Origin of the sequence: Methylobacterium mesophilicum, assembly GCF_036441335.1 — a bacterium.
Lineage (GTDB): Bacteria > Pseudomonadota > Alphaproteobacteria > Rhizobiales > Beijerinckiaceae > Methylobacterium > Methylobacterium mesophilicum_B.
Window position 1 is genome coordinate 220,146 of the sequence record NZ_MLBW01000036.1, and the last position, 12,482, is coordinate 232,627.

Annotated in this window: 10 protein-coding genes and 3 pseudogenes; 7 read left to right on the forward strand and 6 right to left on the reverse strand. The window is 73.3% G+C overall.

The window, feature by feature from the left end:
* Positions 1-86 precede the first annotated feature (86 nt).
* Both glgX and MMR14E_RS28395 read right to left on the reverse strand, forming a co-directional pair.
* A pseudogene (gene glgX, locus MMR14E_RS28390) lies at positions 87-2,102 on the reverse strand (glycogen debranching protein GlgX); the annotation flags it as partial.
* A 54-nt stretch (positions 2,103-2,156) separates the two neighbouring features.
* Positions 2,157-3,578: an alpha,alpha-trehalose-phosphate synthase (UDP-forming) gene (locus MMR14E_RS28395; protein ID WP_331318930.1), complete on the reverse strand. Its 1,422-nt coding sequence runs from the start codon at positions 3,576-3,578 to the stop codon at positions 2,157-2,159.
* Positions 3,579-3,997: 419 nt separating this feature from the next.
* Here MMR14E_RS28395 and MMR14E_RS28400 point away from each other — a divergent pair, with 419 nt between their 5' ends.
* The 4 genes from MMR14E_RS28400 to MMR14E_RS29425 all read left to right on the forward strand — a co-directional run bounded on the left by MMR14E_RS28400 (position 3,998) and on the right by MMR14E_RS29425 (position 6,202).
* Entirely contained in the window at positions 3,998-4,531 is a 534-nt protein-coding gene (locus tag MMR14E_RS28400) for a hypothetical protein (RefSeq protein WP_331318931.1), read from the forward strand.
* A 4-nt stretch (positions 4,532-4,535) separates the two neighbouring features.
* On the forward strand, positions 4,536-4,973 hold the full coding sequence (locus MMR14E_RS28405) for a phage holin family protein (RefSeq protein ID WP_331318933.1): 438 nt from the start codon (positions 4,536-4,538) through the stop codon (positions 4,971-4,973).
* Between the two features lie 5 nt (positions 4,974-4,978).
* Positions 4,979-5,350, forward strand: a complete 372-nt coding sequence (locus MMR14E_RS28410; RefSeq protein ID WP_331318935.1) for a DUF3618 domain-containing protein — start codon at positions 4,979-4,981, stop codon at positions 5,348-5,350.
* Between the two features lie 372 nt (positions 5,351-5,722).
* Positions 5,723-6,202 (forward strand): hypothetical protein, encoded by a 480-nt coding sequence (locus MMR14E_RS29425; protein ID WP_419539462.1) that lies wholly within the window; start codon positions 5,723-5,725, stop codon positions 6,200-6,202.
* 175 nt (positions 6,203-6,377) lie between these two features.
* Here the strand turns inward: MMR14E_RS29425 and MMR14E_RS28420 are convergent, their stop codons facing one another.
* The 3 genes from MMR14E_RS28420 to MMR14E_RS28430 all read right to left on the reverse strand — a co-directional run bounded on the left by MMR14E_RS28420 (position 6,378) and on the right by MMR14E_RS28430 (position 9,864).
* A complete protein-coding gene (locus tag MMR14E_RS28420) occupies positions 6,378-7,895 on the reverse strand; it encodes a malonyl-CoA synthase (protein ID WP_331318936.1) in 1,518 nt (505 codons plus the stop codon).
* Between the two features lie 116 nt (positions 7,896-8,011).
* On the reverse strand, positions 8,012-9,421 hold the full coding sequence (locus MMR14E_RS28425; protein ID WP_331318937.1) for a malonyl-CoA decarboxylase: 1,410 nt from the start codon (positions 9,419-9,421) through the stop codon (positions 8,012-8,014).
* Between the two features lie 251 nt (positions 9,422-9,672).
* Entirely contained in the window at positions 9,673-9,864 is a 192-nt protein-coding gene (locus MMR14E_RS28430; protein ID WP_331318939.1) for a hypothetical protein, read from the reverse strand.
* 333 nt (positions 9,865-10,197) lie between these two features.
* On the opposite strand from MMR14E_RS28430, the gene MMR14E_RS28435 reads away from it, so the two are divergent.
* On the forward strand, positions 10,198-11,373 hold the full coding sequence (locus tag MMR14E_RS28435) for an MFS transporter (RefSeq protein WP_331318941.1): 1,176 nt from the start codon (positions 10,198-10,200) through the stop codon (positions 11,371-11,373).
* On the opposite strand, the pseudogene MMR14E_RS28440 reads toward MMR14E_RS28435, so the two are convergent.
* Positions 11,366-11,587 (reverse strand): annotated as a pseudogene (locus MMR14E_RS28440) (threonine-phosphate decarboxylase); the annotation flags it as partial. The gene MMR14E_RS28435 and the pseudogene MMR14E_RS28440 sit on opposite strands and share 8 nt — an antisense overlap.
* Here MMR14E_RS28440 and MMR14E_RS28445 point away from each other — a divergent pair.
* Positions 11,573-11,704 (forward strand): annotated as a pseudogene (locus tag MMR14E_RS28445) (cold shock domain-containing protein); the annotation flags it as partial. The pseudogenes MMR14E_RS28440 and MMR14E_RS28445 sit on opposite strands and share 15 nt — an antisense overlap.
* 182 nt (positions 11,705-11,886) lie before the next feature.
* Positions 11,887-12,482 (forward strand): hypothetical protein (locus MMR14E_RS28450; protein WP_331318963.1); only part of this gene is annotated, 596 nt, incomplete at its 3' end.

The following is a 12,482-nucleotide window of genomic DNA, read 5'->3' on the forward strand; positions in this document are numbered from 1 at the left end:
GGACCGCCCGCCCCTACCCGCCCGGCACCCAGCCGCCGCGGTTGCCGGTCTCCGTCCCCGGCGCGGTGAGCACCAGGACCGTGCGGCCCGGCAGCNCCGGGCGCGCGGGCGCCCGCCGGCTCGCCCGTGTCGAAGACCGGCGTCCACGGGCCGCCGATCACCGGGGCGAGGCGGAAGCTGACGGCCTCCGCCCCGGCATTGAACAGCATCAGCAGGCGGTCGCCCGGATCGCCGTCGTTGCCGATCTGCATGCCGAAGACCTGGAGCCCGTCGTCGGACCAGTGCCGGACCTCCATCTCGATGCCCTCGGGGGAGAGCCAGTGCACGTCGCGCAGGGGCTCGTCGGGGTCGATCAGCGCGCCCGTGAAGAAGCGCCGCCGCCGCAGGGCCGGCTGGTCCCGGCGCAGGGCCAGCAGGTTGGCGACGAAGTCCGTGAGGGCGGGATCCGGATCGACGCTCCAGTCCATCCAGCTCGTCGGGTTGTCCTGGGCGTAGGCGTTGTTGTTGCCGCCCTGGCTGCGGGAGCGCTCGTCGCCCATGAGCAGCATCGGGACGCCCTGGGCCAGCATCACCGTCGCCAGCATGTTGCGCTTCTGGCGGGCGCGCAGGGCGAGGATCGCCGCGTCGTCGGTGTCGCCCTCGACGCCGTAGTTGCGGCTGACGTTGTGATTATGGCCGTCGCGGTTGTCCTCGCCGTTGGCCTCGTTGTGCTTCTCCTCGTACGACACCGTGTCGGCGAGCGTGTAGCCGTCGTGGCTGGCGATGAAGTTGACGCTGGCCAGCGGCGAGCGCCCGGACGGGGCGAACACCTCGCGCGAGCCGGTCAGCCCCTGCGTGACCTTGGCGAGCGTGGCGGAATCGCCCTTCCAGAAGCCCCGGGCGGCGTCGCGGAACTTGTCGTTCCACTCGCTCCAGCCGCGCGGGTAGCCGCCGAGCTGGTAGCCGCCCTCCCCGACATCCCACGGCTCGGCCACCATCTTGACCCGCGCCAGCACCGGGTCCTGCGCCACGGCCTGGAAGAACGCCGCCTGCGGGGTGAAGGCGAAGGGCGCCCGCCCGAGGCTCGAGGCGAGGTCGAAGCGGAAGCCCGCGATGCCGTAGGCGGTGACCCAGTGGCGCAGGGAATCGAGCACGAGCTGCATCACCCGCGGGTGGCTCGCGTCGAAGGTGTTGCCGCAGCCGGTGCAGTCGCGGTTGCGGCGCGGGTCGGCGGGGTCGAGCTTGTAGTAGCTGGCGTTGTCGATGCCGCGGAACGACAGGGTCGGGCCGGTATGGTCGCCCTCGGCGGTGTGGTTGTAGACCACATCGAGCCAGGTCTCGATCCCGGCGGCGTTCAGCTCCCGGATCGCCGCCTTCAGGCCGCCGAGGCCGCCCTCCCCCAGGTAGCGCGGCTCCGGGGCGAAGTAGCCCAGGGGCTGATAGCCCCAGAAATTGACGAGCCCCTTCTCCACCAGAAAGCGGTCGTCCGCGAAGGCGTGGATCGGCAGCAGCTCCAGGGCGGTGACGCCGAGCTTGACGAGGTGCTCGATGATCGCCGGGTGGGCGAGCGCCCCGTAGGTGCCGCGCTCCGCCTCGGGAATGTCGGGATGGGTGCGGGTCAGCGCCTTGACGTGCGCCTCGTACACCACCGTCTCGGCGAGGGGCCGGCGGACCGGGTTGAGGGCGAGGTCGGGCACCTCCGGCGCGGTGACCACGCAGCGCGGCATGTAGACCGCGCTGTCGCGCCGGTCGATCCGGTCCTCGCGCCCGCCCCGCCGGTGCCCGTAGAGCGCGTCGTGCCAGCGGATCTTGCCGCGGATCTCCCGCGCGTAGGGGTCGAGGACGAGCTTCGAGGCGTTGAACCGGTGGCCCGCCGCCGGGTCCCAGGGGCCGTGCACCCGGTAGCCGTAGAGCTGGCCTGGCAGCACGCCGCGCAGGTAGCCGTGCCAGACGTCGTCGGTCCGGCAGGGCAGCCGCACCGTGCGGGTCTCGTGCCGCTCCCCCGGCTCGAACAGGCAGATGTCGACCGCGGTGGCGTGCTCGGAGAACAGGGCGAAGTTGACGCCGCGCCCGTCGAAATGGGCGCCGAGGGGCGCCGGCACCCCGTCGTCGACGGCGATCATGCGGGGCGTCCGGTCACACGGATGGCGGCGGGCGTAAGCAGCGGGCGGCGCCGGCTATTCGGCGGCCGCGGCTGCGGTGGGCGGCTCGCGCTCGATCGTGCGGAAATTCTCGAGCTCCGCCAGGAAGTTGCGTGCCCACCAGTCGACGTCCTCGCGGGTCATGCGCTCGACCATCGGCTTCCAGCGCGCCAGCCGCTCGGCCTTGGGCATGTAGAGCGCGGCCCGGATCGCCTCGGCGACCTCGAACCGGTCGTAGGGGTTGATCAGCAGCGCCTCGGGCAGCTGCCGGGCGGAGCCGGCGAATTTCGACAGGACCAGCACGCCCGGATCGTCCTCGGACTGGGCGACGACGTACTCCTTGGCGACGAGGTTCATGCCGTCGCGCATCGGCGTGACGAGGCCGACCCGGGCGGCCCGGTAGAGGCCGGCCAGCACCGGCCGCGGATAGGCCTTGGTGATGTACTGGATCGGGGTCCAGGCCGGGTCGCCGAGCGAGCCGTTGATCTCGCCGACCTTCTCGTTCACCTCGCGGGCGAGCTGCTCGTATTCCGGCACCTCGCTGCGGGATTTCGGCGTGATCTGGATGTAGGTGACGTTGCCGCGCTGGTCGGGATTCGAGGCGAAGAAGCTCTCCACCGCCTCCATCCGTTCGGGCACGCCCTTCGAGTAGTCGAGCCGGTCGACGCCGATCAGCAGCTTGCGGGTGCGCAGGCCCGCGATGGTCTCGCGCACGACCTTGTTGGCGCTGGCCTTCTCGGCCGCCTCCTTGAAGCCCGCGACGTCGATGCCGATCGGGAAGGCGCGGATCCGGGTCCGGCGGCCGTCGACCATCAGCGAGCCGCCGCCGAGCGGGATCGCCCGCTGGGTGTCGACGAGGTTGCGCTGCAGGTTCTGGACGTCCGCCTCGGTCTGCAGGCCGATCAGGTCGTAATCGACGATCGCGCGCAGGAGCTCGCCGCTCGCCGGCAGCGAGTTGAACACGTCGGCGGCCGGCCAGGGAATGTGGTGGAAGTAGCCGATCGGGTTGTCGAGCCCGAGGCCGCGCAGTTCGGCCGCCAGCGGCAGCAGGTGGTAATCGTGGACCCAGATGATGTCGTCGGGCTCGACCAACTTGGCGAGCGCCCGCGCGAAGGTCCGGTTCACGCGGCTGTAGCCGGCATAGTCCGAGCGCGAGAAGGCGCCGAGCCCGAGCCGGTAATGCATGATCGGCCACAGGGCCCGATTCGCGAAGCCGGCGTAGTATTCCAGGTGATCCTGCGGCGAGAGGTCGACGACGGCGTACTGGACCCGGCCCCGGTCGATCAGCGTCGGCTCCTCGGAGGGCTCCTCCGTGATGGTGCCGCTCCAGCCGAACCACAGACCCTCGTAGGCCGTGAAGGCCTCCTTGACCGCGACGGCGAGACCGCCCGCCGCCACCGCCTTGCCGCCCTCTTCCGGGACGGCGACGCGGTTCGATACGATCACAAGGCGTGCCACGCGGGTCGGCTCCGGATCAGGGGCGCGGGCCAGGTCGAGGATCTCGCCGCGCCTGCATCGGGACATCACTACTATGTCAGAACGCGCGGAGTCCCTGCGCGATCCTTTGTCGGTCGTCCGGCAACCCAAGCGTGAAGCCGGGCGCGGGTCAAGTCGAGGCCCTGCCGTTCCGGGACAGGGCGGCCCCTCCGTACCGGGCGGTCGCCCCGTGCGGGTGTTGTGCGAGCGTTGTGCAAGCGTGGCGGTTCTGGCAGACCTTGCCTGAACGGGGACTGAGCGGTGCCGCGCCGGACCCCGCGCGCACCGGAAGGGTGCAGAGGGACCGGAACCCGCGACAGCCGAGTCGGTTACTCAGCCATCGCGGGGCCCGCGGTCGCCGCGAGCGGCCCCGTCCCCGCGCCGCGAGGAGTGTTTTCGAGATGGCCGGCAACGAGTTACCGCAAGGCACCCCCGCGGACCCGATCGCGGATCCGCACCGCGCGGGGTCGCACGACGCGCCCCACACCGCCGCGGAGGAGCGCGCGCAGTGGCGCGCCCTGCAGGGCGACGTCGAGGGGCTCGCCGACGTGGCGGCCGAGCGCGGACGCGGCCTGCTCGACGCGGCCCGGCTGCAGGCGCAGAGCTACGTCGAGCAGCGCAAGAGCGACGCCGCCCAGTCGGTCCACGACCTGGCGCAGACGATCCGCAATTCTGGCCGCGACCTCGGCGACAAGCCGAATGTCCGCGCCTTCTTCGACAGCGCCGCCGACGGGCTGGAGCAGCTCGGCTCCTCGATCGAGCGCCGCAGCCTCGGCGAGTTCTACAGCGAGGCCGAGTCCTTCGCCCGGCGCGCGCCGGTCGCGGTGGCGGTCGGGACCTTCGTGGCCGGCCTGATCGCCGCCCGCTTCATCAAGTCGTCGAGCCTCCCGCCTGAGGCGCCGGACGGCGACGCCCGCGACAGCTTCCGGGCCTGACGCCATGACCCACGGCTCCGACCCGCGCCAGGCGGGCCCATCCTCGAACCCGTCCACCGGCCCCTCCAGCATCCAGAGCCTGATCGGCGACGCCCTGCGGGAGACCAACGAGCTCGCCCGCAAGGAGATCGCGCTGTTCCGGGCCGAGATGGCCGGCAACGTCCGCCAGCTGATCGTCGGACTCGCCTGCATGGTCGGCTCGGCGGTCTTCGCGGTGGTCGCCCTGCTGGTCCTGATCGGCGCCTTCGTGAAGTGGCTCGCCACCATCGTGGGCTCGGAATGGCTCTCCGCCCTGATCGTCGGCGGCGTGCTGCTGCTCCTCGCCCTCGGGATGGCCCTGTGGGCGCGCAGCGTCCTGTCCCTCTCGACCCTGGCCCCGAAGCGCACCACGCGCCAGGTACGCCAGGATGCCCAGGCCCTCTCGGAGCGCGTGTCCGGATGAGTACGATGAACGACCTCGAGAAGGAGATCGAGGAGAGCCGCGCCCGGCTCGACGACACGATCGACCGGATCCAGGGCCGGCTCTCGGTGCCGAATCTCGTGGACGAGATGCTGGGCAATGCCCGGCGGGTGCCGGCCCTGAACACCACCTACGATTCGGCCCTGGAGGCGGTGCGCCGCAACCCGGTGCCGGTGCTGCTCATCGCGGCGGGCGTCGGCCTGCTGTTCAACCGGATGGCCCGCGACGCCCAGCGCCGCCGCACCGAGGTCTCGGCCGAGCGCGTGCCCACCCTCAACACCGGCGCGGCCCGCGGCTACGATCCCGACCGCCCGACGGTCCGCCCGACCCGCGATCCGCTGGACACGACCGAGATCTGAGGACCGGATCCGGCCGGATCCGGGACGAGACACCGCGCGCGCCCGGCCGGACGACCGGGCAGACCGGCGCCGAGGGCGGGCCGCCGAGACCGACATTTGAGGACAGCGCCATGACCGACAAGCCGGGTATCCCCTCCAGCACCCCCGAGCAGCTCGCCGCCGCGGCGGGGATGCCGCACGGCGCCGACGACAAGAGCCTGCGCCCGGATCCGGCCGGCCTCGGCGACCCGGGCGCGCCCGGCACNGTCCGCGCACGACGCCGCCCATTATGCTGCCCATGACGCTGCCCATGACGCCGCTTCGGCCGCGAAGGACGGCATCCGGGCGGCGGGCGACCGGGCCACGGAGTTCGCCGGACAGGCGCGGCGCACCGTGTCGGGCCTCGCCGACGACATCAACGACCGCCTCGGCGGGGCGGCCGATCAGGCGCGCGACCGCGCCGCCGCGGCCTACGACGATGCCCGGGAGCGGGCCGGCGCCCTCCATCGCCGCAACATGCGGGCCCTGGACGACCTGACCAACCAGGGGATCGAGGGGATCAACCGCGGCCGCACCGCGGTCGAGCGCTTCGTGGACGACAACCCGCTGCTCGTCGGCGTGGTCGGCGTGGCCGCGGGCCTGCTGCTCGGCGCGCTGCTGCCGCGCACCCGCCAGGAGGACCGGAGCATCGGTCCCTGGGCCGACGAGGTTCGCGACCAGGGTCTGCGCTACGCCCGCGAGGTGACCAATATCGGCCGCGAGTTCGTCCAGACCGCCCTCGATCCGGACAACCTCAACGCCGCCGCCCGCAAGGTGGTCGATCCGGATGGCCACACCCCGCCCGAGGGCGAGCGGACGCAGCACAATCTCTGATCCGTGGCCGAGGCCCCTCCGTGGGGGCCTCGGCGCCGTCATCCCGGGCGAGGCGACGTGCCCCGGAGTTGCGCGACGTCGAGCAGCGTGGCGCCGCCTGGATTGCTTCGCTCCGCTCGCAACGACGCGGTGGCCGGATCCTCGCTCCCGTCGACCCTTCTGACGGGACTGCGCGTCAGTCCCGATACAGCCCCGCATGCGCCTCGCGGAGCAGGTTCTTCTGGACCTTGCCCATGGTGTTGCGCGGCAGCTCGTCCACGAACAGGACGCGCTTGGGGCATTTGAACTTGGCGAGCCGGCCCTCCAGGGCGGCCTGCACGCCGGTTTCGTCGGGGCAGCCGGCGCCGCCCACCACCACGGCGGTGACGGCCTCGCCGAAATCCGGGTGCGGCAGGCCGATCACGGCGGATTCCACCACGCCCGGCAGGGCGTCGATCTCGGTCTCGACCTCCTTCGGGTAGACGTTGAAGCCCCCCGAGATGATCAGGTCCTTGCCGCGCCCGACGATGTGGACGTAGCCCCGGCCGTCGACCTTGCCGAGGTCGCCGGTGATGAAGAACCCGTCGGCCCGGAACTCGGCGGCGGTCTTCTCGGGCATGCGCCAGTAGCCCTGGAACACGTTCGGGCCCTTCACCTCGATCATGCCGACCGCGTCGGGCCCGAGGGCCGCGCCGGTCTCGGGGTCGACCACCCGCAGGGACACGCCCGGCAGGGGGAAGCCCACCGTGCCGGCGACCCGGTCCCCCGCGTAGGGGTTCGAGGTGCTCATGTTGGTCTCGGTCATGCCGTAGCGCTCGAGGATGGCGTGGCCGGTGCGGGCCTGCCACTCGCGGTGCGTCTCGGCGAGCAGCGGCGCCGAGCCCGACACGAACAGGCGCATGCCCTTGGCCGCCTCCGGCGATAGTCCCGGCTCCTTGAGGAGCCGGGTGTAGAAGGTCGGCACGCCCATCAGGGCGGTCGCCCGCGGCATCAGGCTCAGGATCAGCTTCGGGTCGAGCCGGGGCAGGAACAGCATGGAGCCGCCGCTCGCCAGCACCGTGTTGGTCGCCACGAACAGGCCGTGGGTGTGGAACACCGGCAGGGCGTGGATCAGCACGTCGTCGGCGGTGAAGCGCCAGTACTCGACCAGCGTCCGGGCATTCGACGCGAGGTTGTCGTGGGTCAGCATGGCGCCCTTGGAGCGCCCGGTCGTGCCCGAGGTGTAGAGGATCGCCGCGAGATCCTCCGGACCCCGGGTCAGGTCGGCGAAATCGTGCCCCGCCGTCGCCGCCCGGTCAGCGGCCTCCGCGGCGCTGCCGCCGCCCGCCCCGTCGAGGGTCCAGACCTGCCGGACGCCGGCGGCGGCCTCGGCGAGCGCGTCGCGCCGGCCCGGGTCGCAGACGAACACGGTCGGCTCGGCGTCGCCCAGGAAGTAGCCGATCTCCGCCGGGGTGTAGGCGGTGTTGAGCGGCAGGAACACGGCGCCGGCCCGGACCGCGCCGAGATACAGGAAGATCACCTCGGGGCTCTTCTCGACCTGCACGGCCACCCGGTCGCCGGGCGCGACGCCCGCCGCCCGCAGGGCCGCCGCGTAGGCGCCGGAGCGGGCGATCAGGTCCGCGTACGCGTAGCGGCGCCCGTCCGGCGTCTCGATCACGGTCTTGGCGGGATCGGCGGCACCGTCCCGCACCAGGGAGAAGAGGTGGTTCGTCATCGTGAGGCTGGGCTATCACGGGCTATGGGTCGCGCGCACCCATAACCGCCCGGAGGCCCCCTCGGCGAGCCCTTTCCGGCGGCGCGTCGTCCGCGCGGTCCGGTGAGTCGCGACGCCTACGCCTCGGCGAGCACCACGGCCCGGGGCGGCGGCAGCTTGGCGCGCAGCTCCCGGGTCACCGCCGGGGCCGCCACCACGGTGCCGAGATTGGCGTAGGTCTCGTGGTTCCGCTCGATGGCGGCGAGGTCGTAGAGGTAGTTGACCATCAGCCCGTGGGACTGCGCCAGCCCCTTCTTGGAGGTGTCGCCCAGGAAGTTGATCCGGTCGAGGCGCGCGCCGTTGCCGAGATGGAACCGGGCCACCGGGTCGAGGGGGCGCCCGCGCTCGTTCTTGGCGCGCAGGAAATAGGCGGCCGCGGCCGGGATCAGCGCCCGGCGCACCGTCTCGGCCCGGGCCTTGTCGGCCGGCCAGGCCGGGTCGTCCAGCGCCCGCAGGGTCTCGACATCCTCGGGCAGCAGGCCCTGGGGGCTGTCGGCCCGGCGCTCCCGCGCCAGCCACGCGGCGAAGCCCGGCACCGGCGAGAGCGTCACGAAGGTCTTGAGCGTGGGGACCTCGCGGGTCAGGTCCTCGACCACCTGCTTGATCAGGAAGTTGCCGAAGGTCACGCCGGCGAGGCCCTTCTGGCAGTTCGAGATCGAGTAGAACACCGCCGTGGTGGCGGCCTGCGGCTGCAGCGGCTTGCGCTCCTGCGACAGGATCGGGGCGATCGCCGCGGCGATCTCTCCGGTGAGCGCCACCTCCACGAAGATCAGCGGCTCGTCGGCGAGCGCCGGGTGGAAGAACGCGAAGCAGCGCCGGTCCGGCGGCTCGATGCGGGCGCGCAGGTCGTCCCAGCCGGAGATGGCGTGCACCGCCTCGTAGCGGATGATCTTCTCCAGGATGTGCGCCGGCGTCGTCCAGTCGATGTGGCGCAGCACCAGGAAGCCGCGGTTGAACCAAGAGGCGAACAGGTGCTCGAAGTCGCAGTCGAGGCTGTCGACGGCGTCCATCAGGGCGGGATCGGCCGCGTCGCCGGCGCGCAGCGCCCGGCGCAGGTCGAACAGGTCCTCGCGCATCCGCACGAGGCTGAGCGTGCCGCCGCGGGCGAGGTTGAGCCGGCGGATCAGCTCCTGGCTGCGCGGCTCGGCGGCCTCGTGCAGGCTGCCGAGCCGGGCGCGGGAGGGGGCGGCGCGGTAGGCGGCGATCGCCTCGTCGACGGCGGCGTGGTCCGCGTCGAAGTCGAGGGCGATGGCCCGCAGGAAGGCGTGGCGCTCCGCCTGGCCGAAGCTCGCGTAGCGGTCGAGGATCAGGCGGGCCAGCGCCACCCCGGAGGCCTCGCCGCGTCGCGAGATCAGGTCCTCGCAGAGCTTCACGAGGTCGCCGGCGCTCGCCCGGGACCCCATGTCGCCGCGCCCGATCCCGATCAGGTCGCGGCCGCGCTCGCTGATGGTCTGAAGCAGGTCGCCGAAGAAGGAGATCGCCGCCATGACCTTCGCACTGACTCCCGTCGACCCGGATTCGAGACGTGTCCGGTCCCGCGACGCCGGCTCGCCGGTCGGGCGCGGACGGAACCGGACCGGGACGCCGGCGGGCGTCCCGGTCCGCCCGCCATTCTACGGCGCCGCGGCCGCCGCGACCAGAGCTTGACCGGTCGCCGACGCGGGGATCCCAGAGTGCGGGAGCGGCACGAAGATCGTGTGACGGGTGGGGCCGCGCGACGGGTCCGGCCGGGCGGTCGTCAGAGCCGCTCGGCCACGGTGGCGAGGTCCGCCCGCTCGCGCCAGTCGCCGACGCCGTGCTGGCGGGCGAAGCGCAGCTCCGCGGCGCGGCGGGCGCGCTCGGGGTCGCGGGCCCGCGCGATCGCGACCGTGCCGATCGTGAACGGCACCCCGAGGATCTCCTTGGCGAAGTCGACGCGGTAGTTCGGCATCCCGTACTCCCTGCTGCGGCGGCCCCGGCGCCGTCCGTACGGAACGAAACCGCCCTCTCGTTCGTAGTCCGGTCCGAAAACCCCGCGAGGCTCGGCGCCCGGCGCATCGGTCGCGGCGCCCGCCGGCATGCGGGCGGCGCCGGCTGCGTCTGATGCATATGGTGCGCCGCCGGCTCCGGTGAAGGGGCCCGGAGCGTCCCGGCAGGGATGCATCGCCGCAGCTTGCCCGGCGGCGCGCTCCGCCCGTATCGCTCGCCGCTCCGATCGCCCTCCCCACACGGACCCGACCATGGTTCTCCCGCGGCGGCCCACCCGCCTGCCCCCGACCCGGCCGTGACCGCACCCCTCGACGCGAAGGCCCGGCTCGGCCTGACGCTGATCGCCGGCGGGGCCGTGGCCAACATCTACTACAACCAGCCGCTGCTCGGCCTGATCGTGGCCGAGTTCGGCGACCGCGCCGCCCTGTGGGTGCCGACCACGGCCCTGGTCGGCTACGGGCTCGGCATCGTCGGGCTCGTGCCGCTCGGCGACGCCCTGCCGCGCCGCGCCCTGATCGTGGGGCAGTGCCTCGGCCTCGCCCTGGCCCTGCTCGCCGTGGGCCTCGCGCCGAACCTCGCCTGCCTCGCGCTCGCCCATCTGGTGGTCGGCGTGCTGTCCTGCGCGGCCCAGCAGGCGGTCCCGTTCGCGGCCGAGCTCGCCCCGGACGCGAGCCGCGGGCGGATCGTCGGCCAGGTCATGACCGGGCTCCTCACCGGCATCCTGCTCGCCCGCACGGCGAGCGGCTTCCTGGGGGCGCATCTCGGCTGGCGGCCGGTCTTCCTGGTCGCGTCCGTGCTGGCGCTCGCCATGGCGGGCATCGCGCGGGCCACCCTGCCCCACACGGTGCAGACGCACCCCCTGCGCTACCGCGCCCTGATGCTGTCGATCCTCCACCTCGCCCGCACCCAGCCGGTCCTGCGCACGGCGAGCCTGTCGCAGGCGCTGCTGTTCGCGGGCTTCAACGCCTTCTGGGCGACCCTGGCCCTGCTGGTCGAGGGGCCGCCCTTCGGCCTCACCGCGGCCGGGGCCGGGCTGTTCGGGGTGATCGGCGTCTGCGGCGCCTTCGTGGCGCCGATCTCGGGCCGCTTCACCGACCGGCGGGGGGCGAAGCCCGTCGTCCTCGGCGGCAGCCTGCTGGTCGCCCTGTCCTTCGTCGTGCTCTGGGCGGGGGGCACGTGGTCGCTCGCCGCGGTGGCGCTCGGCGTGCTGCTCATCGACATCGGCATGAACGGCGCGCTCATCGCCAACCAGACCCGCGCCTACGCGCTGGTCCCGGGCGCGCGCGGCCGCATCAACACCGTGCTGTTCACCACCCTGTTCGTGTTCGGGGCGCTCGGCGCCTATGCCGGCTCGCAGGCCTTCCTGCTCGTGGGATGGCCGGGCGTCTGCGCGGTCGGCCTCGCCTTCTCGGCGCTGGCCGTCATCGTGGCAGCCCGCGACCCGCACCCGCCGGGGGCGCGGCCTACCTGAGCACCCGCGACAGCCGGCACCAGCCCGCCCTGTCGGGCGGCAGGCCGAAGCGCAGGCGCTCGGGGCGCCCGGCGAAGCGCCGCACCGCGATCCCGGACGCCGCCAGCCGCCGGTAGAGGTCCGGCCCGTCGGGGAAGTCGGCGGTCCGGAACAGGCAGGTGCCGCCGACGACTCGGCCGCCGCCCCGGGCGATCAACCTGTCGAGGCGGCCGGCCACGACGATCTGATGCCGGGCACCCGGCTGACGGTCACGACGGCCCAGGGTCAGAAGGGCCCGCAGGTCACGAGCGTCACCAGCGTCGACACCTCCACGGCCGAGGCGCCCGACCCCTACGCCCAACTCGCCGGCGACGGCTACGCGGAGATCGAGGCCGGCGTCTCCGGCCTCGCGGCGAGCGGCGACCCGCGCGCCGACGCGATCCTCGCGGCCCTGTCGGACGGCTCTGACGCAGCTCCGACGCGGACGGCCGGCTCGGCCGCCCGCGCCCCACCGCCACGCCGAGGACGAGTCCCGTGCATCAGCGCCTCCCGAACGACCCCCGATCCGCCGCACCGACCCGACCGCGGCGGCGCGCCGGCGCCCGCGCCCTCGGTTCGGCGCTCTGCCTGCCGCTCGGCCTCACGTTCTGCCTCACGTTCTGCCTCGCCCTGCCGGCCCGCGCGGAGGTGGAGAGCAAGACCGCGCGCCCCGGCCAGCGGATCTTCCTCCAAGGCTTCACCTACTACTTCGCCACGCAGGGCTGCCGCTCGCGCGCGGCTACGATCGAGCTCGTCCGGCCGCCGCGCGGCGGGCGCATCGAGCAGCGGCGCGAGTTCCGGATCCTCAGCGGCAAGGTCGACGAGACCGGGGCGCAGATCCGGCAGCCGGACGGCTGCGAGGACGCCAAGAAGGACGCGATGTCGCTCTACTACACGGCGCGGCCCGACTTCTCCGGTCTCGACACCCTGTCGATCGACGTCACCTTCGGGGACGGGTCGACGGTCCCGTACACGTTCCGGATCACCGTGCCGCCGGGCGAGCCCCGCCGGGCCCCGGCGGTGTCGCAGGCGCCCGTCCCGCGTGCGGGGGACGCCGGGCAGGCCGCGCCGGCGGCCCGGGCGACGCCGGC